The sequence below is a fragment of the Cutibacterium avidum ATCC 25577 genome (genome assembly GCF_000227295.1).
Classification (GTDB): Bacteria; Actinomycetota; Actinomycetes; order Propionibacteriales; family Propionibacteriaceae; genus Cutibacterium; species Cutibacterium avidum.
The window spans coordinates 369,183-390,416 of record NZ_JH165054.1; the positions used below are offsets into that span (position 1 = coordinate 369,183).

A 21,234-nucleotide genomic window follows, 5' to 3' on the forward strand; every position below is an offset into this window, starting at 1 on the left:
GTCACTCCTTGATGTACGGGGTGCCGTCGGCTGCTGGCGACCTCACCTTGCCCACCAGCCCGGCGACGGCGACGATCGTCGCGATGTACGGCAGGATGAGCAGGAACTGCGAGGGCATCGGGGCGCTGATCGTCGACAGCTCAGTGGACAGCTGTGTCACGAAGCTGAAGAACAGTGCCATGACGGCAGCCAGGCCCGGACGCCAGCGGCCCATGATGAGGGCCGCCAGGGCGATGAAGCCATTACCCACCGTGATGTCCTTCGAGAAGGATCCGACGGTACCGATGGTGAAGTAGGCACCGCCCAAACCGGCGAAGATGCCACCGACGAGCACGGCCGACCAACGAACACCGGCGACGGAGATACCGACGGTGTCGGCAGCCTCGGGATGCTCACCCACGGAACGCACCCGCAGACCCCATTTGGTGCGCCACAGCAGGAACCACACCAGCGGGATGCAGAGGAAGCCGATGTACACCAAGATCGTCTGGTCGAAGAAGATGGGGCCGAAGAACGGGATCTTGGACAGCACCGGAATCGGCACCGCCTCCATGATCGGCGCGGTGTTGTACTTCTCGGCCTCGGGCGAGAGCAGCTGAGTGTAGAGGAAACCTGTTAGGCCGGATGCGAAGAGGTTCACCACCACGCCCATGACGACCTGGTCGACGACGTACTTGATGGTGAAGACGGCGAGCAGGGCGGCAGTCAGCACCGAAGCGATGATCGCCGCGACGATGGCTGCGAAGACCGAGTGGGTCATCGATCCGACCAGGGCTGCAGCGAAGGCTGCAGTGAGCATCTGACCCTCGATGGCAACATTGACGACACCGGCACGCTCGCACATGACACCGCAGAGGGCGCCGAGGACCAGCGGGGTGGCCACCGACAAGGTGCCCTGCAACTGACCTGCCACCTGGAAGGGCAGTTCACGGCCGGCGGCCGCCCAACTCAGGAATCCGATGATGATCGCGACACCGGCCACCACACCGGCGGTGACGGTGAGGGTGTGACGGCTACGGCCCATGAAGAAGGCAGCGGATGCCAACAGACACGCGATGGCACTCACGAGGACGATCGGGAAACCGGAGACGGTCAGGGTTCCCAGTTCCTTGCCGGCCAGGGCATCCGTGAAGGCGAAGTGGGCCTTGCCGGAGGTCTTGCTCAGCAGGAAGAACAGGATCACCGCCATGATGGCGATGAGCACGCCCGTCGACAGACGGTGGGTACGGCCCTCGCGGGACTCCACCCGCTCGAACTCCAGCTCCTTGTCGAGGCTCTCGCTAGCCTCGGGGGGCAGCTCCACACCTGTCTTGGTGATGTCGGATGTGGTGGGACGAGGAAAACGCGATGCCGGGCTCATGCCAGGGCCCCCTTCGTGGTGGTGTCGGCCGAGACCGGACCGCGGTCACGCTTCCTGCCTCGCTTTTCCTTGCGCGTCTTGAGGAAGGGCAGGATCGTCTTGACCAGCATCGGCGCTGCCACGAACATGACGATGACGGCCTGGATCACTCGGACGAGGTCCAGAGAGGTCTGGGTCATGGCCTGCATGCGCAGACCACCCTGATTCATGGCCCCCCAGAACAGACCGGCCAGCACGATACCGAACGGCTTGGAGCGGCCCAGCAGGGCCACCGTGATGGCGTCGAAGCCGATGGTTCCGACCAGGCCGATGGACAGCTGGGTCGGGGTGGCTCCCGAGATCGGCCCCAGGGCGACCTCGACACCGGCCATACCTGCCAGACCACCGGAGACGACCATGGTCCAGGCGATGATCGAGTTGGTGTTCATACCGGCAGTGGCCGAGGCATTCGGGTTGGCCCCGACCGCGCGGATCTGGAAGCCCAGATGGGTGCGATCCAACAGCCACCATGTGCCCACGGCCAGCAGCAGGGCCAGGAAGAATCCCAGGTGCAACTGGGACCCGGCCAGCCGTGGGAAGGTGGCGTTCCAGTCGACGATCGGGGCGATCGGGTCGGTACGACCAGGCATCTGGAAGGCCTTCGTCGTCAACAACCACGCCAACAGACCACTGGCGATGTAGTTGAGCATGATCGTCACGATGACCTCGTTGGCGCCAGCGTGGGCCTTGAGGACGCCGGCGATGGCACCCCAGATGGCTCCGCCCACGAAACCGGCGATCACGGCGAACAGCAGGTGGATGGGCAGCGGCAGGGAGTGGAAGTTGAATCCCACCCAGGCAGCCAGCGTCGCTCCGGCAATGGCCTGGCCCTGACCACCGATGTTAAATAGGCCAGCCTTAAAGCCCAGACCGATGGCAAGACCACCACAGATGAGCGGCGCGGACTGGGCCGTCGTCGCGGTGAGGGCCTGCCAGGACCCGAAGGCTCCCTGGAACAGGGCGGCATAGGCCGAGGAGACCTGAGCCCAGGAATCGGTCAGGGCGTCAGGACGGGAGAAGAGATAGCTCCACTCCTTGTTGATCTTCGGATCCGCAGCGACCATGACGATGGCCGAGACGATGAAGGCCAGCACGAACGCGGCAATCGTCACCCACAGGTCATTCCACCGGAAGGAGCGAGGCGGCTTAGGCTCCACCTTGGTCGCGGCAGGCGCCGTCGTCTCCTTCGACGGGGTGGGCTTCGGGGATTCGGTACTCATTCCGAGACCTCCTTGTGCCCCTTGGCGACGCTGTCACACGCCTCGTCATAACTGAATCCGGCCATCATGAGACCGAGGACGTCGCGGGGAGTTCCCGTCGGGGCGATGCCGACGATACGACCGCGGTACATCACCGCGATGCGGTCCGACAACGCCTCGATCTCGTCGAGCTCGGTGGAAACGATGAGCACGGCGGTGCCGTTGTCCCGTTCCTCGACGATCCGCTGGTGCAGGAACTCGATGGCGCCGACGTCCACACCACGGGTCGGCTGTGATGCCACGAGCACACTCAGCGGACGCGACAGCTCGCGAGCCAGGACGACCTTCTGCTGGTTACCACCGGACAGGGAAGACACCGGAAGCGATGCCGAGGGAGTACGGATGTCGAACTCCTCGACGCGGTCGCGGGCGTTGTCAGCGATACGCCTGAGCTGAAGGTTGCCGTGCTTGGAGTAGGCACCCACCTGGTTCAGGATGAGGTTCTCCGCGATGGAGAACTCCCCGACGAAACCGTCACGCTGACGGTCCTCGGGCACGAATCCCAGGCCAGCTCCGATGGTCTTGATCGGGGCCGCGCCGGTGGTGTCCTTGCCGTCGATGCGGATGGACCCTGAGGTCGGCTTGATGAGACCGAGCAGGGACGACGCAAGTTCGGTCTGGCCGTTGCCCTGCACACCGGCGACGCCAAGGATCTCCCCGCCCTCGACGGTGAGAGAGACATTGTCGACGACGACAGATCCGAGGTCATCGGCCACCGTGAGGTTCTCGACCTCGAGACGCGGCCCGGTCGGCTTGGCCTCGTCCTTGTCGACGACCAGCTTGACGGCTCGACCCACCATCATCTCAGCGAGCTCGGCCTCGGACTGATCGGCAGAGGCCTCGCCGACGATCTTGCCGCGACGAACCACCGTGATGTCGTCAGCAATGGCACGGACCTCGCGCAGCTTGTGGGTGATGAAGACGATGGCTCGACCCTCGTCGCGCAGGGTCTTCATGACGGCCATGAGCTCGTCGATCTCCTGCGGAGTGAGCACGGCGGTGGGCTCGTCCAAGATGAGGTACTTGGCGTCATTGGCCAGGGACTTGAGGATCTCGACGCGCTGCTGGACGCCGACCGGCAAGTTCTCGATCACCGAGTCCGGGTTGACGTCGAAGTGATAGCGATCAGACAGCTCGCGCACCTTCGCGCGAGCTCGTCCCATCGACAGCACACCGGCAGTCGATTCCTCTCGTCCGAGCACGATGTTCTCGGCCACCGTGAACACGTTGACGAGCATGAAGTGCTGGTGGACCATCCCGATACCGGCCGCCATGGCCTGCTTGGGATTGTCGAAGTGCTGCTCCACACCATCGATGTAGACCGATCCCTCGTCCGAGGGCAGCAGCCCGTACAGGATGTTCATGAGGGTCGACTTGCCGGCACCGTTCTCACCGAGCAGGCAATGGATGCGCCCGGGGACGATGTCGAGGTCGATGTGGTCGTTGGCCGTAAGCGTCCCGAATCTCTTCGTGACTCCGCGCAGACTCAGTCCTTCCTTGACTGGAGCGCGGTCGCCGGGTGGGGCAGCGGTGGTGTTCGTTGTCACGGGGCAGATCCTTCCACGTCTGTTCCCTGATGTCGTGTGAACCGACGACGACGCGCCGACCTCCCGGGGAGATCGGCGCGTCGTCGGCTCACGTGGCTGGCAGCTCAGCAGCTGCGCAAACCGAGTTCACGCTTCACGCTCACTTGGGCTGAGCCTTCGAGGTGATCTTGATCTTGCCGGAGGTGATGTCGGCCTTGATCGTCTTCAGCTCGTCCTTGACGTCAGCGGGGACCTTGGAGTCGAACATGTGGAACGGAGACAGGCCGGTGCCGTCATCCTCGAGGGAGCCGATGTACGGCTTGTTGTCGAAGTTTCCGTCCTTGGCAGCCTTGATGGCGTCGAAGACGGCGACATCCATGCCCTTGTAGACCGAGGTGATGATGTTCGGGCAGTACGAAGGCTGGGTCTTGCAACCGTCGCCGTCAACCCAGATGGCATTGGCCTTGCCGCCGGAGGACTTCACGGCCTGGAGAGCGCCGTTGCCGGCATTACCGGCGACCGGGAGGATGATGTCCGCGCCCTGATTGAGGAGGGCCTGGGCAGTCGTCTTACCACCGGAGACGTTCTGGAACGGGTTGGGCTGCGGGACGAACTGGCCGTCCTGCTTCTCGGCGTTCCAGCCGATGACCTGCACCGACTTGTTCTTCTGCTTGTTGTAGTAGTCAACGCCCTGGGCGAAGCCGTCCATGAAGATGGTCACGGTCGGGATCTTCATGCCGCCGAAGGTGGCGACCTTACCGGTCTTGGTCAGCGAGGCAGCCAGGTAGCCGGCCTCGAAGGAGGACTGCGCGGTGTTGAAGATCAGCGGCTTGAGGTTCGACGGGGCACCCTCCGGGTTGTCGTCGACGATGGCGAACTTGACGTTCGGGTTCGCCTTGGCAGCGGCCATGGTGGGCTTCTCGAGCAGGAAGCCGACGGAGACGACGATCGAGCACTTGGCGTCGACCATGGACTGCAAGTTGGTCGCGTAGTCCTTGTCGTCCTTCGACTCGACCTTGGCAGTCTTGACGCCGAGGTCGCTGGCGGCCTTGTTGAGGCCCTGCAGAGAGGTCTCGTTGAAAGACTTGTCGTTGAAGCCAGCGGAGTCCGAGACCATGCAGGCCTTGAACTCACCGGAGTTCGAGTTGTCCTTGGCGGCGGACGAGGTGCCGGTGGAGCTCGACGAGGAGCCCGAGGACGCATCCGGAGCCTGTGCACATGCCGACAGCGACAGGGCTGCGGCTGCAAAAACAGCGGGAATGGCGAGGTGTGACTTCTTCACGGACTGCCTCCTGGAGCAGACGATGATCCAATGAATGGGAAGCCCGTGTGGCAAGTTTCACCGGCCGGGCCATCAAACTGTAACCCTTTCGTGGCGGAATCGACACCACTATGGTCAAACTGAGCCCAGGAAGTGGCAGGATGCCGTGGCGGTTCTTGTGACTACGCCCAATTCATGAGACGAATGAGGGTTCATGCCACCTGATTGATCAAGGCTTCCGCCGCGTCGATGAGCGACAGCGTCTCAGCACCCCAGTTGGCTTCCTGGCTGCGATACGGCCCAGTCGCAAGGGATATCGCGACCGCCGCAGAGCGCAATCTCAGCTCCACCGGATCGACTCGGGTGTCAAAGACCGGCACCCATCCCGCCAGGATCTGTCGCATCCGATCAGCCTGCGAGGAATTCATGTGCTGCACCGTTGACAGATGGGCAACCAAGCAGGCGAGATCGTCGGCACGACGGCCCGGGCCAATGGTGTCGACGTCGAGGATGCCGCACACCTGACCATTCCAGACGTGGATCTGGCCTTCGTGGAAGTCACCATGGGTGGGCTCGTTGCCCTGGGGCAGACCCGAGAGCCCCTGGGAAATGATGCGCGCCATCCGGTCGAGGCGGTCCTGCTGATCAGGCATGGCGGCAGCAACCATGCGACAGTAATGATCCACCGACTCACTCCACGGCGAGCGTCGGGGCAACTCACAAACCTGCGGAGGCAGTTGATCGAGCAGCCCGACGAGGCTCTCTGCGGTGCAGGGGTTCCCAGGCTCGAAAAGGGCCTTGCTGAGAGGACGCCCTGGCAGTTCGGTCAGGAACAACAAGTTGTCGTCAGTGACCCCTGCCACGCGCGGGCTCGGTACGGACGCGCGGGTGAGCAGATCGTGACGAGCAAGGGTCGCCTGGAAGATGCCGTCGCGCAGCACCTTGACGTAGAAGCGCCGATTGGGGACTTCGACACACAACACCGCGCGACGTCTGGGCCGATACCCGATCATCCGCAGGTTGATCTGATCGGCACTGACGCCACCGTCAACCAAACCCAGATCCGACATGATGGTCGCCATCTGTTCGGGGTAGGCGGCTCGCGACAGCCCGGGCAGGTCAGGGTCGTCGGGGTATCGCCACACGGCGACCTCGCGAGAGCCGTCGACGTAGATGTCGGCGCGCGAATCGGTCATCGCTGGGCCGTTGGCACGAGCGCTCATGCCGAACAGCTCCTGCCGCTTCCCCGTCTGCCATTGCACCCGCGCCTGATACGTCGCGGTGGTGGATTGCCCGGGATTGGCGTCGACGTGGTCCAGACGCCACTCCAGCAGGACCCCACCGGCGTGCTCGACGGCGGCCGTCAGCAGTTCTCCGGCTTCCGGGCCGGTGAGCAGGACCGCCCCGTCGGCGTCCTTCCCGGCGCCGCCGAGCCACGCGGGTCGTCTCACGCGCTTGCCGCCTCCCGCTCGGGACGCGGGGCAGCAGACGCCCCGGCCGTCACGATCGGCACCGCCGGCGCGTCGAGCCTACGGATCCTCAGCCATGCGGCACGCAACCCATCGACCTCGGTCACCGTCAACTCGATGTTGGGAGCGGGCTCCTCGTCCTCATCGTCCTCCTCAGCAACGAAACCGACCGGGTAGAGGTGGACGTCCACCTGGGCTCCTTTGACAGGGACCTGGCCGGTCTGAGCCATGAAGTACCCGGCGACGGTGTCGTAGGGACCCTCGGGCAGCACCAGACCAACCTTCTCCGCGAACTCCTCGATGGTCGTCAGGCCGTCGATGTCACGCTGTCGGACGTGGGCCAGATCGGAGGGCTCGACAGTGTCGTACTCGTCAGTGATGTCGCCGACGATCTCCTCGACGAGGTCCTCCAGGGTGACGATGCCGGCAGTGCCCCCGTACTCGTCCAGGACGATCGCCAGGTGGGCATGGGTGCGACGCATCTCCGTGAGGGCCTTGAGCACCTTTACGGTGTCGGGCAGGGAGACGACGGTGCGCACGAGCTGGGACACCCGGCTGTTACGGAGCTGGGGATCGAGCTCGAGCAGGTCACGTACGTGGACGAATCCGAGCACTCGGTCCGCCGAGCCGTCGATGACCGGGTAGCGGGAGTGGGATCCGTCCCGGACCACCTGGGCCCCCTGAACGGCCTTCATCGACCCCTGCAGGAAGTCCACCTCGGTTCGGGGCACCATGACCTCACGCAGGGACTTCTCCCCCACGGCAAAGACCTCGTCGAGGATGGTACGCTCCTCGTCACCCAAGGTGGCCGACGAGACGACCATCGAGCGGATCTCCTCGTCGGTGACCTCCTCGCGGGCAGCTGCGGGGTCACCACCAAGGATCTTGACGACGAAATCGGTCGAGACACCCAGGAACCAGATGATCGGGCGGAACAGGGTCGCAATGCCGTTGACCATCGGGCCCAGCACCAGGGAGAAACCCTCGGCTCGTTGCATGGCCAGCCGCTTGGCTACCAGCTCCCCCAGCACGATCGAGAAATAGGAAATGATGATCGTGATGATGACGAGGGCGACGGTGCCGGCAACGGAGGCCGACATTCCCCAGGACTCAAAAACCGGCGCGAGCTGATTCGCCAGTGTGGCACCACCGAATGCCGAGGCCAGGAAGCCCGACAGGGTGACGCCAATCTGGACAGCAGACAGGAAGCGGTTGGGATCTGATTGCAGCTGCTGGATCGAGCGACCGCGTGATCCACGGGTGGCCGCCAACTGCTTGACCTGGGAATCGCGGAGGCTCACCAGCGCCATCTCAGCAGCCGAGAACACTCCTCCCAGGAGGATGAACAGAAGAATGATGGCGGCGTTCTCAAGGACGTCAGCCACGGACCTTCACCATTCCTCTCGTCATGGAGGCAAGAATGAAGGTGTCGGGACTATCGCCCTCCCGGTCATCGTTGTGCATAGGACCAAGAATAAAGGTTCTGTGTGGCAAAACTCCAAGGAAGAAGCGGTCAGGGCGAAATATTGCCGCTCAGAACGTCCAAGCTCCACCACGTCGAGATCCCCGTCACAGCAAAGACGAAAACCACCTGGACCCATCGCGGACAGCTGGCCAACAGTCTCGCCACCGGCAGAAATGCCGGAAACGCGGGCAGGAGAAACCGAGCCTTCGCATTGAAGAATCCTTGCATGAGCCCCACGAAGACCACGGTGACGAGAACGTAAACCGTCAGCCAGACATTCTCCTGGCGAACCGCCGTGACGAGGCCAAGGAGGAGGTACAGACACCATGACAGTGCGATGAGACCAAAATACCGCCAGTCACATGGCGGTTGTGACAGCTTCCCCTGAATGAATGTCCAGGTATCGGCTGGGGTACCCATCTCGCTCCCCCAGGCCTTCTGGACCAGTAGGTAGCCATTCCACTTGCCAGTTCGACAGGCGACGATGAGGAACCACGTCAGCAATCCGAGTGGGCTGAGCGTCATTCCCACGAAGCGACGCCACCGCTGGTCGCGCTGCACCGTGGAGAACACGCTCGTCAACCATGCCAGTCCGAAGACGATGCACACCGGGGCCACGGATGCCCGAAAAAGCCCTGCGGCTCCGACGCAGGCCCCGGCAAGGATCCACCGTTCCGACAGGATGACCAGCAATCCCAGCCCGACGAGAGCGATGAACCACCCCTCGGTGTACCCCATCGACTCAACAACAGCGCGAGGGGCGGCTCCCCAACACACCACCAGCATGACGGCCGCCGTCGGCCCTGCGATCCGTAGACCGATGGCGGTGATGACCCCGGCGGCCAGCAAGAACCCCATCTGTCCGGCGACGAAGACGGCCGGTCGAGCGGACAGACCCGTCGTCAGCATGACGACTCGGCCCAGTGCTGGCAGGCCTGGCAGGAAGGCGAGATCGGACGACCACAGGTCAGTGTGACCGAAGACGGTGTGTGGCCAGTGGTATCCGCCCGCAGCAATGATCGAGTACCATTTCCCGTCCCATCGGGTCAGGTGCGAAATGACCTCACCGTCCGGCACCAGGGCCGCAACGAGGACGAGGCGTTGGGCCACCCACACGAGAAGACCGACGCCGATGGTGGTGAACCACCGACATCGGTCGACGTCGTCAGGCACGGCCGGAGTCCGGCCAGTGCTCACAGGGAGTCAATGATGGCGTTGAGGGTGGTGCTGGGGCGCATGGCATCCTCCACGAGTTCCTCGTCGGGGTGATAGTAACCGCCCATGTCCACCGGATTGCCCTGGACACCGTTGAGCTCTTCAAGGATCTGGGCCTCGCGGGCGGCCAGCTCGGTGGCCACGTCGGAGAACCGGTCGGCGAGCTCGGGGTCATCCTTCTGAGTAGCCAACTCTCCAGCCCAGTATCGGGCCAGCCAGTAGTGCGAGCCACGGTTGTCGATCTGACCGAGTTTGCGTGCGGGAGAACGGTCGTTCTCGAGAAAGGCACCGATGGCCTTGTCCAGGGTGGCGGCGAGAACTCCGGCCTTGGTGCCATCGGTGGTCTGGTCGATATGTTCGAGGCAGGCGCCCAGGGCACAGAACTCGCCCAGGGAATCCCAGCGCAGGTAGTCCTCAGCGACGAACTGGGCGACGTGCTTGGGAGCCGAACCGCCAGCACCGGTCTCGAACAGGCCGCCACCGGCCAGCAGCGGGACGACCGAGAGCATCTTGGCGCTGGTGCCGATCTCAAGGATCGGGAAGAGGTCCGTGAGGTAGTCACGCAGCACGTTGCCGGTGACCGAGATGGTGTCCTCTCCGCGACGGATGCGTTCCAGGGTGAACTTCATCGCCTCGGCCGGGGCAAGGATTCGAATGTCCAGACCCTCGGTATCGTGCTCGGGCAGGTATGCCTTGACCTTCTCGATGACCCGGGCATCGTGGGCACGATTCTCGTCGAGCCAGAAGACGGCTGGGGTGTTGGTGATGCGGGCTCGCTCGACGGCCAGACGCACCCAGTCGCGCACCGGGATGTCGCGCACCCGGCTCATGCGCCAGATGTCGCCCGTCTCGACCTGCTGGCTCGTCAGCACCTCGTCTCCGGACCGCACCTCGACGCGGCCGTCGTGGACGACCGTGAAGGTGGTCGGGTGGGAGCCGTACTCCTCGGCCTTCTGGGCCATCAGGCCGACGTTCGGGACATCGCCCATGGTGGCGGGGTCGAGGGCGCCGTTCTGACGGCAGTCGTCCATGATCGCGGCGTACATCGTCGCGTAGCTGCGGTCGGGGATGCAGGCGAGGGTCTCCTGACGCTCACCCTCGGCATTCCACATGCAGCCGGAGTCGCGGACGACGACCGGCATCGAGGCGTCGATGATGACGAGGTTGCCGGCGTGCAGGTTGGTGATGCCGTGGTCGGAATCGACCATGGCCAGTGCCGGACGGGCCTGGAAGGCGGAATCAATGGCAGCCCTGACCTCGGTAGCGCGGTCGGCCGGGAGCTTCTCCAGACGGGCGTAGAGATCGCCCAGGCCGAGATCCGGGTCGACCCCGACGGAGTCGAGGTCATCGCCGTACCTGTCGAAGACGTTGACCAGGAAGGTACGCACCGCGTGTCCGAAGAGGACCGGGTCGGAGACCTTCATCATCGTCGCCTTGAGGTGGACCGACCACAGCAGGTCCTCCTCCTTGGCCAGGGCCAAGGAGGAGGCATAGAACTCATCGAGGGCATCGACCGACATGTAGGTGGCGTCGACGACCTCTCCCTCGAGGGTCTTGATGCCACTGGCGAGGGTGGTCTCGGAGCCGTCGGCCCCGACGAGAACGATGTCGAGGTCCTGGCCCTTGGAGACGAAGGACTCCTCATGGTCGAAGAAGTCCCCATGATCCATGTGGGCGACGCGAGCCTTGACCTGATCGGACCACTTGCCCATGCGGTGCGGATGGGCCTTGGCATATGCCTTGACGGCGGCGGGGGCGCGACGGTCAGAGTTGCCCTGACGCAGCACCGGGTTGACGGCCGAGCCGAGCACGGCGGCGTAGCGGGCTGCTGTCTCCTTCTCCTCGTCGGTGGAGGGCTTGTCCGGGAAATTCGGCAGGTCGTATCCCTGGGACTGCAGCTCAGCGATCGCGGCCTTGAGCTGTGGGACGGAGGCGGAGATGTTCGGCAACTTGATGATGTTGGCGTCCGGGGAGCCAGTGAGCTCGCCGAGCTCGGCCAGATGGTCGGCCACCTTCTGGCCCTCGGCCAGACGATCCGGGAACTGAGCCAGGATTCGCCCGGCCAGGGAGATGTCCGAGGTCGTGATGTCGATACCCGATTCGTCGAGGAATCCCTCCACGATGGGCAGCAAGGAATACGACGCGAGGGCGGGGGCCTCGTCGATCTTGGTCCAGACGATGGTGGGCATGCACGAACTCCTGTGGTCGAGGGAACGCCGCGATGCGGCCGTCGAAGGCCTGGTGCGACACTGTTCTTCACAATAGTGGAGGAAATGGGCAAAACAGCCCGAGCAGCGATGGAACATTGCGGAACACCCCGAAAGCCGCAGTCGTCCCCTCAATCCGCTCCTCGAAACTACCCTCGCCTTGAGGTTGGGCCGACTACCGTACCGGTCATGTCGGAACCCCACGAGCTCGTCGTCACCTGGACCAGCCCCGATCAGCCAGGACTCGTCCATGCCGTCACCGGGGCATGCGCTCAGGTTGGCGGAAACCTCACCGAATGTCAGCAATTCACCAGCGCCGACACCGGAAACTTCTTCATCCGGTTGCAGGTCGAGTCGGTGAGCAGCCGAGCTGACCTGGAATCCGCTGTGGCAGAACTGGCTCAGCGCTACCACGCGACATTCCACATCGACGAACTGGGACGTCCGGTCCGCACCCTCATCCTCGCGTCCAAGGCACCCCACTGTCTGTCGCACCTGTTGTTCAACCGAGATACCGGCCGGCTGCCCATCGACGTCGTGCAGGTGATGGCCAACCATCCTGATCTCACGAACCTGGCGGAGTTCCACAAGGTGCCGTTCCGGTGGCAGAAGATCGACAAGGAGTCCAAAACAGCCTTCGAGGAGGAGGTACTGCGCACCGTCGACGATCTCGACGTCGAGTTGGTGGTCCTGGCCCGCTACATGCAAATCCTCTCGCCCGAGCTCTGCGAGCAACTGTCGGGCCGATGCATCAACATCCACCACTCGTTCCTGCCCGGCTTCAAGGGGGCCAGCCCCTACCGCCAGGCCCATTCCCGCGGGGTCAAACTCATCGGTGCCACAGCCCATTTCGTCACCGTCGACCTCGACGAGGGGCCCATCATCGAGCAGCGGGTCCAGCGAGTCGATCATTCCCAGACCGTCGTCCAACTGACGGCCGTCGGACAGGACACCGAGTCGGCGACCCTCAACGAGGCCGTGCGCCTCTTCGCCGAACATCGCACCTTCCTGGACGGCATGCGTACCGTCATCCTCAGCTGAGGTCCCGCGCAACCGCTGGGCGCACGACGGGAGAATTCTCACCACAGCGACCTGTCCCTGATGCGAATGGCTCCCCCGACCAACCTCGCGTTGCCGCCACGAGTAGGCTTTGAAACAGCCAAGTGTCATCGAGGACTTTCAAGGAGAGATCCATGACCCAGACCCCAGTCAAGATTGCCGTCACCGGTGCTGCCGGCCAGATTTGCTACAGCCTGCTGTTCCGCATCGCCTCCGGTTCACTGCTCGGGGACACTCCCATCGAACTTCGTCTTCTCGAGATCACCCCGGCCCTCAAGGCCCTCGAGGGTGTCGTCATGGAGCTTGACGACTGCGCCTTCGGCAACCTCGTGAACATCGAGATCGGCGACGACCCGAAGAAGATCTTCGACGGAGTCAACGCCGCCTTCCTCGTCGGCGCCATGCCCCGTAAGGCCGGTATGGAGCGTTCCGATCTGCTCACCAAGAACGGTGCCATCTTCACAGCCCAGGGCAAGGCCCTGAACGAGGTCGCCGCCGATGACGTTCGCGTTCTCGTCACCGGCAACCCCGCCAACACCAACGCCCTCATCGCCGCCACCAACGCGGCCGACATCCCGAACGATCACTTCGCCGCCCTGACCCGTCTGGATCACAACCGCGCCAAGACGCAGCTGGCCCGTAAGACCGGCAAGACCGTCAACGACGTGCGTCACATGACCATTTGGGGCAACCACTCCTCCACCCAGTACCCCGACGTCTTCCACGCCGAGGTCGCCGGCCAGAAGGCCACCGAGCTGGTGGACGAGGCCTGGATCGAGAACGAGTTCATCCCGACCGTCGCCAAGCGCGGCGCTGCCATCATCGACGCACGTGGCGCCTCCTCGGCTGCTTCAGCTGCCAACGCCACCGTCGAGTGCATGCGCGACTGGATGGGCTCCACCCCCGAGGGTGACTGGGTCTCCATGGCCATTCCGTCCGACGGCTCCTACGGAGTGCCCGAGGGCCTCATCTCCTCCTTCCCCGTGACCGTCAAGGACGGCAAGGTCGAGATCGTCCAGGGCCTCGAGATCGACGACTTCTCGCGCGCCAAGATCGACGCCTCCGTCAAGGAGCTCTCCGACGAGCGCGACGCCGTCAAGGAGCTCGGCCTCATCTGATCGACTGATCACTGACGAACGGGCCCGGGAACTTCGGTTCCGGGCCCGTTCTGCGCGTTGTGACGCCATTTTTCGGCATTATGAGCAGGTTGTCGTCCGTCTGGGGAGATGCACCACACCCCTGCACGAACGTGCAGTGATTCAAACCACCGAGACTGCTCGCAATGATGCTTGTCATCCTGTTACAACAGGATTTGACGAGGTTCTACCGCCTTCGGAGAACAGTGGCAAAGGCCACAACTGATTCTTCCTTTGAAATGCACATCAGTGCACACACAGGTTTGCCTCCGCTGCACCTCGGACCCGTTCTTGGTTTAGCTCTGGACGAACGAGATTGGCCATTCTTATGGTCGAGGCATCAGATGTCCTGGTGTCCACCGCAAGGAGGCGGATCTCCCCAGGACTCCACACCCGAAGGAGCCAGCAGCCATGACCATCACAGCCGAACGTCCCGTCACTGAACCCAGCGTCGAGGACCTCGCCGGAGTCTTCAACGATGTCAATTCTGCAGTGGGCGCCGCCCGCAGGGCCTTCGTCGCCTTCTCGGAGTGCTCCCTGGCCCAGCGCCGCGCCTTCGTCGACGCCGTCCGTGAGGCCGCGACCCAGCAGGACCGCCTGGAGTACATGGCCAGCGCAGCCGTCCAGGAGACCAGGATGGGCAACGCCCATCACAAGGTGCTCAAGAACCGCTACGCTGCGACTCGCACTCCTGGTGTGGAGGACCTCGTCATGGAGGCCCATCAGGGTGATGACGGACTCACCACCCTCGAGTACAGCCCCTACGGGGTCATCGGCGCCATCACTCCGACGACCAACCCCACCGAAACCATCATCTGCAACACCATCGGCATGCTCTCGGCAGGTAACACCGTCGTCTTCAGCCCCCACCCGAGGGCCCGTCATCTCAGTGCCTGGCTGGTCGACGTCCTCAACCGCGCGATGATGGCAGCCGGCGCCCCCGCCAACCTCATCACCCTCATCGCGAACCCGACCCCGGAGACCACCAAGAAGCTCATCAGCCACCCGGACATCACGATGTTGGTGGCGACCGGTGGGCCGCAGATCGTCAATATGGTGCTCTCGAGCGGCAAGAAGGCCATCGGTGCCGGGTCGGGCAACCCGCCCGTCGTCGTCGACGAGACCGCCAATATTGCCAAGGCCGCCGCTGACATCGTCCAGGGGGCCAGCTTCGACAACAACCTGCCGTGCACTGCTGAGAAGGAGATGATCGTCGTCGCCTCGGTGCTGCCAGAGTTCATGGCCGCGCTGCAGGCCAATGGCGCCCAGATCATCAGCGATCGCGAGGATCTCGTCAAGCTGCGGTCCTTGCTGCTCGATCCCTCAGGCACCAAGCCCAACACCACGTGGGTGGGCCAGGATGCTCAGAAGATCCTGCGCGCAGCAGGCATCGAGCCCGAGCAGGACACCCGACTCATCACCATGATCACCGACCCGCTGGACCCCTTCGTCCAGGTCGAGATGCTCATGCCGGTCGTCCCGGTGGTGCCCGCCACCGATTATCTCGCCGCCATCGACCTGGCCGTGGAACTGGAGCACGGCAACCGCCACACCGCGATCATGCACTCCAAGGACGTGTCGCGGCTCGACCTCATGGCCCGCCGCATCCAGACGACGATCTTCGTCAAGAACGGGCCGTCCTACGCCGGAATCGGCATCAACGGCGAGGGGTTCGCCACCTTCACCATCGCCGGACCGACCGGTGAGGGATTGACGTCGGCCCGCAGTTTCGCCCGTCGGCGTCGTTGCGTCCTGGACGCACATTGAGCTGAGTGTCCTGGACGCACATCGAGCCAACAGTCACCTGCGCCACTACTCCCAGCGCAGGTGCGTTTCTGGTGGCACGTGCGTTGCCGGAACTGTCACCTCGTCAGGATGACGACGACCATGAGGGCTCCCAGCCCCAGCAGGAGCACCGAATCCACCCACCGTGCCCGTACTGCCAACAGTCCGGCGAGGTTGTCAGGCAACACAGCCCTCAGCACACCTCCCAGCAGCACCGAGGCAGCGAAGACCACCGCCCCGCGCCTCCAGTGCCCCGTCCCCATGACAATTGCGGACGCGGCGACCCCCAGCAGACACACGGTCAACGCCCACCAGGACTCCAGGTGCCCCTTCGACGCGGCACGACGGTCACTGCGTCGCGGTCGTCGGGTGGCACCTCCGGTGGGCACATCAGCCGTCTGTCGGCTCATGAAGGATCCGTAGCGAGCCGCTCAGCCCTGTCGATGACGTTGGACAGCAGCATGGCGCGGGTCATCGGACCGACTCCGCCCGGGTTTGGGGAAACCCACGCGGCCTTTTCCCACACGTCAGGGGCGAAGTCTCCCTGGATCTTTCCCTCCGCCGACCGCGACACACCGACGTCGACGAGCACAGCTCCTTCGCGGATCATGCTCGCATCAATGAGTCCCGGAGACCCGGCCGCGCCGACGATGATGTCGGCCTGCCGGGTGTGGTCAGCGAGGTTGCGGGTACCGGTGTGGCACAGGGTGACGGTGCAGTTCTCGGTACGCCGGGTCAACAGCAGTCCCAGCGGCCGACCAACCGTCGTGCCGCGGCCCACCACGCAGACGTTGGCTCCCGGCAGCTCGATCCCGTGCCGGGTCAACAGCTCGACGATCCCACGCGGGGTGCACGGCAACGGAGCCGGCTCGTTGAGTACCAGACGCCCCAGGGAGGCGGGGGTCAGACCGTCGGCGTCCTTGTCGGGATCAATGAGGTTTAGGGCCCAGTTGGTGTCAATGTGGCGAGGCAGCGGCAGCTGGACGATGTACCCGGTGCAGCGCGGATTGGCGTTGAGCCCACGAATCTCCTGAGCAAGATCCTCCGCCGTGACATCTCCCGGTAGGTCGACCCGAATCGACTCAATGCCCACCTGGGCACAGTCACGATGCTTGCCGGCAACGTATTGGTGCGACGCCGGATCGTCCCCGACGAGCACCGTTCCCAGCCCCGGGACAACTCCCTTGTCGCGTAGGACTGCCACAGTTTCGGCAAGCTCGGACTTGATGGCGGCGGCGGTGGCCTTGCCGTCGAGTTTCTGAGCGGTCATGGATCCTCCTTGTGTCACGGCCTCAACAGGCCACCATCTTTCCACGAGACACGGTCCCTCACCGATCGACGACCGCGGTGACAACGTCAATGACCCGATCAATGGTGTTCACGTCCATGACCGGCGGCAGGCTGACGAGATCGTCCGGCCACTCGACGTCCAGGTGACGCGGGCGATCCCAGTGCAACGGGCCGACGACACCGACACCTCGCAATCTGTCAGCGATTTCCCCGGCATCCGGATGCTGAAGGACGACTGAACATGAAGCTCCCGGATTGACCACGCGGATCGCCCCCGTCCTGGACAGCCCGGCCACCACGTCGTCCCTGGTTCTTTCGACGAGCCGGGCGTACCCAGTCAGATCACACGCCTCGAACTCTCGACGTGCGTCGTCATTGGGTGGTACTGGGGCCCAGCGCTCGTCAGCCAGGTCCTCCGCCGCCTCAAAGGTGACCAGTCCCCGTCGGGCCAGGAACTGTCGTCGTGCGGCCGTGAGAAGCTCATCCCCCTCATCGCGTGCTCCCACCAGACCCGACAGGTCGTGATCGGCTGTGACCCACGCCGTCTCGGGCAGGGGCAGGAGCTTCCGGATGCTGACGACGTCGACGTCAGCCGGTGACGACGATGGCCCCAGGAAGGAGTGGGTGCGATCGACGACCACGGGAATGCGGTTCCGTCGGGTTTCTTCGAGGACGTCAGTCAAGGCCGAACCGGGCTGGATGCCAAAGGTCTCGCAGCTCAGCACCACCGGGTGTTCACGTCGTTGTCGACATGACGCGATGGTTGCGGCGACGGAGTCAGCGTCGGCCAGGAAATCGTCCCCGATCTCCACCCGTCGCACCCGGTACCCCTCCAATTGCCACGGAGTGACCATCGTCTGACAGCAGAACCATGGCACGACGAGGGTGTCCGCAGGAATCCAGCGGAACGGTGCGCCACCGAGACAGTAACCGTCACGAAGCCATCTGGCGGCCACGGCAGAGGCTTGACGCCCCAGTGCCACCCACGTCGTCACCGGCATGTCATCACCACACATTCACCAGCACTTCCCTCGCTGTTCACCGGCTACTCTCTCATCCTCCGACTCCTGCAGGTAGACCGGTGCCATGCACACATCGCATTCTCGCCTCACCCGATTGGTGAGCGCCTCAGTTGCTGCCGGCATGGCTGCCTTCGGGTTCGTCGCGCCGATCGCAAGCCATGCCCAGCCCGACAACAAGCCCACACCTGGCGCATCCAGCAGCGCCAAGAAACACACCACCATCACCTCGACGAACGTTGCCAGCGGCAAGATCAAGCACGTCTGGCTCATCATCCTGGAGAACAAGTCCTACGACGCCACCTTCTCCGGGCTCAACCAGAACTCCTACCTGTGGAAGGAGCTGCCGAAGCAGGGCGCTCTGCTCCCCCACTACTTCGGCACCGGCCACTACTCGCAGGACAACTACACCTCGATGGTCTCCGGACAGTCCGCCGAGATGGACCTCCAGTCCGACTGCGACGTCGCCAACACCAGTTTCGGCTCGAACGCGTCGATCATCGACCGTCACACCGGCAAGGAGTTCGGGCGCGACGACAACTACGGTCAGGTTCTCTCGTTGGCCGGTCCGAACGCAGCCGACGGCAAGAACGGTTGCACCTACCCCAAGGACGTCCCCACCCTCTTCAACCAGTTCGATGCCGCCGGCGTCACGTGGAAGGGATACGCCCAGGACCTGCGCAACCACTCCGGACGCGAGGACGGCCTGGCTGGCTCCCCCGGCACCCTGGAGAACACCCCGGACAAGAACCCCAAGGCCATGAAGCCGACCGAGGAGGACAAGGCCAAGGGCATCACCTCCTTCACCGGCGCTCAGCCTGACGACCAATACGTCGCCAAACACTTCCCCTTCCCGTGGTTCCACTCCATCATTGGCAATGACGGCACTGGCAAGGACTCCTTGACCAGGCCGGCCGACGGTGGCATTCCGTCGGACTCCAAGCACATTGCCAACGCCGACGACCCGTCCAACGGACTTCTCGCCGATCTGGCCAAGCCCGCGGACGAGGTGCCGGCCTTCAGCTGGATCACCCCGAACAACTGCTCGGACGCCCACGACGCCACCTGTAAGGGCAACAACCTTTCTGGTCTCTTCGACGCCGACGGCAAGCCGGACTACTCCAAGCCGCTGAGCACCCCGCCGAAGAACCACACCGGTGGCCTCTACGCCGCTGATCTGTGGCTGCGCTACTACATTCCGCTCATCGAGAAGTCGGATGCCTTCAAGGACGGTGGACTCATCGACGTCACCTTCGACGAGGCCAACCCACCCTTCACGAACATGTCGTTCAACAACGCCACCGATGACACCGACGTCGCGAAGGCCGCTCGCAAGGAGGAGCTGTACAACTACTCCCCGCAGACCATCAAGGATCTCGCGGAGGGGTACAAGAAGTACGATGCCAACACCTTCCCGAAGCCGTCCAAGATGTCGAAGAACTACGTCAAGGCCGACCTCGCCGGACAGAACATCAACGGTGAGAACGTCGACTGGGAGCCGACCGGCCCGAACTCGACCCTCGAGACCGACGAGCACGGCAACCAGTTGTTCCCGGGACCGGGTGACAACGGTTACATCACCCGCCCGCCGTCCTGTGAGCAGGACACCGATCTGGTGAACGCCGACAAGTCCAACTGCGTGCACGGCGCCAAGAACACCGGTGCCGGCTGGGGCTACTCCAAGGCCAAGACGATTGACGTCAGCAACACTGCTGGCACCTCCAAGCTGACCGGCAAGGTCACCGTCACCGATCTGGGTCGCAAGGTCACCGGCGAGGGCATCCCCGACGGTGCCCACGTCGGCAAGGTCGCCAACCAGGGCCCGAACATGGTCGCCGATCCCAAGGATGGTGTGACGAACTCCTCCTTCGTCATCGTCGATGCCAACGACAAGCCTCTGAAGACCACCACCGACGTCACCTCGGTGACCTTGTCGGCAACTGGTGTCCCCGGCCATCTGGCTGACGACGAGTCCCCGCTGGCCACCTTCAACGCCCAGGACGCCACCCCTGGCGGCGGCGCCACCGGTTCAGTGCTCATCTCCCCGTACATCAAGCCGGGAACCGTCTCGAACACCTACTACAACCACTTCTCATGGCTGCGCACCATGGAGGATCTCTTCGAGGTCTCCAAGGGCAATGACACCCGCGAGCTCGAGGCTGGCACTGTCTCCACCGGTCTCGATGGAGACGGCCACCTCGGTTTCGCTGCTCAGGCTGGTCTGGGGACCTTCGGCAAGGACGTCTTCAACAACCTGCCGACTGAGCCGAACCCGTCCGCCTCGGCCAGTGCATCCACGACCCCGTCCGCTGCCCCGACTGCCACCGCCACCAGGAGCACTGCCCCCGGCGCTGCTCCTGGTGACGACGGCAACGGTTCGCGCCCCAGCCTGCCGCGCACCGGTAATGGCGAGGTTTCCGACCCGGCTGCCACGGAGTCCGCAATTGCCGGTCTGGTCGTTGTCGGTGCCGCCGTCTCCGCCTGGGCCATCCGCCGCAAACGACGCTGAGAGGTCGGGAATGAGTAATCGTCACGCAATCGCCACGGACCTTCGCAGGGCTGTCGTCGTCGGTCTGTGCTCAGGTGTCGTCCTGATCTCGGGATGCTCGGCGTCTGGTCACGACGCTGCTTCGCCCGCGCCGTCGACCTCGGCCGAGGCTGGCAGCCCCGCCGAGCAGCTGGCTACCCAGTCCATGCCTTCCTGGTTGCCCTCGCAGAGCGTCCCGGGAACCGTCGTCGGAACCGTCCAGAAGCCGGCCCTCTCCTATCAGGGAGTCGAGGTCAAGGTGAACCTTGACCGTGGCAACTCGGTGGTCATGAACGTCAACGGTCCCACTGCCCCGCCTGGAACGAAGGTTGGCGCGGAGGAAGCAGACCTCACGTGGACGGTGACGGTCTCCGAGGCGACCGGGACGGTTCCGCTGTCGGTCAAGCAGTTCAACGTCCAGGACGAAGCCGGTGAGTACCACTGGGCACAGCCGGTCAAGGGATCGACGATTCCCACCAAGATCGACAAGGGACAGAAGGTGACCTTCAAGATCCACGCCATTGCCTCCTCGGGCGAGGGCATGGTTCGCTGGGCACCTGACGGCAAGCGCGTCGTCGCCCTGTGGGATTACATCGCTGAGCTCGACTGACCTTCCC

The 21,234-nt window shown here is 64.0% G+C and carries 15 protein-coding genes and 1 pseudogene; 5 read left to right on the plus strand and 11 right to left on the minus strand.

Going from position 1 to position 21,234, the window contains the following annotated elements; all coding sequences use genetic code 11:
* Position 1 precedes the first annotated feature (1 nt).
* The 8 genes from HMPREF9153_RS01630 to HMPREF9153_RS01670 all read right to left on the minus strand — a co-directional run bounded on the left by HMPREF9153_RS01630 (position 2) and on the right by HMPREF9153_RS01670 (position 11,783).
* Positions 2-1,360 (minus strand): ABC transporter permease, encoded by a 1,359-nt coding sequence (locus tag HMPREF9153_RS01630; protein WP_004808904.1) that lies wholly within the window; start codon positions 1,358-1,360, stop codon positions 2-4.
* A complete protein-coding gene (locus HMPREF9153_RS01635; RefSeq protein WP_004808905.1) occupies positions 1,357-2,619 on the minus strand; it encodes an ABC transporter permease in 1,263 nt (420 codons plus the stop codon). Before HMPREF9153_RS01635 ends, HMPREF9153_RS01630 begins: the two co-directional genes overlap by 4 nt.
* Positions 2,616-4,205, minus strand: a complete 1,590-nt coding sequence (locus tag HMPREF9153_RS01640; protein WP_004808906.1) for an ABC transporter ATP-binding protein — start codon at positions 4,203-4,205, stop codon at positions 2,616-2,618. The genes HMPREF9153_RS01635 and HMPREF9153_RS01640 overlap by 4 nt, the downstream gene beginning before the upstream one ends.
* A 139-nt stretch (positions 4,206-4,344) precedes the next feature.
* Entirely contained in the window at positions 4,345-5,466 is a 1,122-nt protein-coding gene (locus HMPREF9153_RS01645) for a BMP family lipoprotein (protein WP_004808907.1), read from the minus strand.
* Between the two features lie 191 nt (positions 5,467-5,657).
* Positions 5,658-6,896, minus strand: coding sequence for an aminoglycoside phosphotransferase family protein (locus tag HMPREF9153_RS01655; RefSeq protein ID WP_004808908.1), 1,239 nt, complete (start codon positions 6,894-6,896; stop codon positions 5,658-5,660).
* A complete protein-coding gene (locus HMPREF9153_RS01660) occupies positions 6,893-8,299 on the minus strand; it encodes a hemolysin family protein (protein WP_004808909.1) in 1,407 nt (468 codons plus the stop codon). Before HMPREF9153_RS01660 ends, HMPREF9153_RS01655 begins: the two co-directional genes overlap by 4 nt.
* Positions 8,300-8,427: 128 nt before the next feature.
* Positions 8,428-9,576, minus strand: coding sequence for a hypothetical protein (locus HMPREF9153_RS01665; protein ID WP_004808910.1), 1,149 nt, complete (start codon positions 9,574-9,576; stop codon positions 8,428-8,430).
* Positions 9,573-11,783, minus strand: a complete 2,211-nt coding sequence (locus HMPREF9153_RS01670) for an NADP-dependent isocitrate dehydrogenase (RefSeq protein ID WP_004808911.1) — start codon at positions 11,781-11,783, stop codon at positions 9,573-9,575. Before HMPREF9153_RS01670 ends, HMPREF9153_RS01665 begins: the two co-directional genes overlap by 4 nt.
* A 207-nt stretch (positions 11,784-11,990) precedes the next feature.
* On the opposite strand from HMPREF9153_RS01670, the gene HMPREF9153_RS01675 reads away from it, so the two are divergent.
* From HMPREF9153_RS01675 to HMPREF9153_RS01685, 3 genes are all read left to right on the plus strand, one after another.
* Positions 11,991-12,842, plus strand: a complete 852-nt coding sequence (locus tag HMPREF9153_RS01675; RefSeq protein WP_004808912.1) for a formyltetrahydrofolate deformylase — start codon at positions 11,991-11,993, stop codon at positions 12,840-12,842.
* 152 nt (positions 12,843-12,994) lie between these two features.
* The gene (locus tag HMPREF9153_RS01680) at positions 12,995-13,978 is read left to right on the plus strand and encodes a malate dehydrogenase (protein ID WP_004808913.1); all 984 of its coding nucleotides are present in this window, start codon (positions 12,995-12,997) and stop codon (positions 13,976-13,978) included.
* A gap of 429 nt (positions 13,979-14,407) precedes the next feature.
* Positions 14,408-15,763, plus strand: a complete 1,356-nt coding sequence (locus HMPREF9153_RS01685) for an aldehyde dehydrogenase family protein (protein WP_004808914.1) — start codon at positions 14,408-14,410, stop codon at positions 15,761-15,763.
* 95 nt (positions 15,764-15,858) lie between these two features.
* Here the strand turns inward: HMPREF9153_RS01685 and HMPREF9153_RS01690 are convergent, their stop codons facing one another.
* The 3 genes and pseudogenes from HMPREF9153_RS01690 to HMPREF9153_RS01700 form a co-directional block, all read right to left on the minus strand.
* On the minus strand, positions 15,859-16,191 hold the full coding sequence (locus HMPREF9153_RS01690) for a DUF3017 domain-containing protein (protein ID WP_004808915.1): 333 nt from the start codon (positions 16,189-16,191) through the stop codon (positions 15,859-15,861).
* The gene (locus HMPREF9153_RS01695) at positions 16,188-17,051 is read right to left on the minus strand and encodes a bifunctional methylenetetrahydrofolate dehydrogenase/methenyltetrahydrofolate cyclohydrolase (RefSeq protein WP_004808916.1); all 864 of its coding nucleotides are present in this window, start codon (positions 17,049-17,051) and stop codon (positions 16,188-16,190) included. The genes HMPREF9153_RS01690 and HMPREF9153_RS01695 overlap by 4 nt, the downstream gene beginning before the upstream one ends.
* A gap of 14 nt (positions 17,052-17,065) precedes the next feature.
* A pseudogene (locus HMPREF9153_RS01700) lies at positions 17,066-18,072 on the minus strand (hypothetical protein).
* An 85-nt stretch (positions 18,073-18,157) separates the two neighbouring features.
* Between HMPREF9153_RS01700 and HMPREF9153_RS01705 the strand changes: the two are divergent.
* Entirely contained in the window at positions 18,158-20,599 is a 2,442-nt protein-coding gene (locus tag HMPREF9153_RS01705) for an alkaline phosphatase family protein (RefSeq protein WP_004808918.1), read from the plus strand.
* 307 nt (positions 20,600-20,906) lie between these two features.
* Positions 20,907-21,227: a hypothetical protein gene (locus HMPREF9153_RS12380; protein WP_171023534.1), complete on the plus strand. Its 321-nt coding sequence runs from the start codon at positions 20,907-20,909 to the stop codon at positions 21,225-21,227.
* The last annotated feature ends 7 nt before the right edge of the window (positions 21,228-21,234 follow it).

Bases quoted from the DNA above. Each gene is read 5' to 3' on its own strand.
- HMPREF9153_RS01630 (WP_004808904.1), bottom strand. From the start codon at position 1,360: ATGAGCCCGGCATCGCGTTTTCCTCGTCCCACCACATCCGACATCACC.
- HMPREF9153_RS01635 (WP_004808905.1), bottom strand. From the start codon at position 2,619: ATGAGTACCGAATCCCCGAAGCCCACCCCGTCGAAGGAGACGACGGCG.
- HMPREF9153_RS01670 (WP_004808911.1), bottom strand. From the start codon at position 11,783: ATGCCCACCATCGTCTGGACCAAGATCGACGAGGCCCCCGCCCTCGCG.
- HMPREF9153_RS01675 (WP_004808912.1), top strand. From the start codon at position 11,991: ATGTCGGAACCCCACGAGCTCGTCGTCACCTGGACCAGCCCCGATCAG.
- HMPREF9153_RS01680 (WP_004808913.1), top strand. From the start codon at position 12,995: ATGACCCAGACCCCAGTCAAGATTGCCGTCACCGGTGCTGCCGGCCAG.
- HMPREF9153_RS01685 (WP_004808914.1), top strand. From the start codon at position 14,408: ATGACCATCACAGCCGAACGTCCCGTCACTGAACCCAGCGTCGAGGAC.
- HMPREF9153_RS01690 (WP_004808915.1), bottom strand. From the start codon at position 16,191: ATGAGCCGACAGACGGCTGATGTGCCCACCGGAGGTGCCACCCGACGA.
- HMPREF9153_RS01695 (WP_004808916.1), bottom strand. From the start codon at position 17,051: ATGACCGCTCAGAAACTCGACGGCAAGGCCACCGCCGCCGCCATCAAG.
- HMPREF9153_RS01705 (WP_004808918.1), top strand. From the start codon at position 18,158: ATGCACACATCGCATTCTCGCCTCACCCGATTGGTGAGCGCCTCAGTT.
- HMPREF9153_RS12380 (WP_171023534.1), top strand. From the start codon at position 20,907: ATGAACGTCAACGGTCCCACTGCCCCGCCTGGAACGAAGGTTGGCGCG.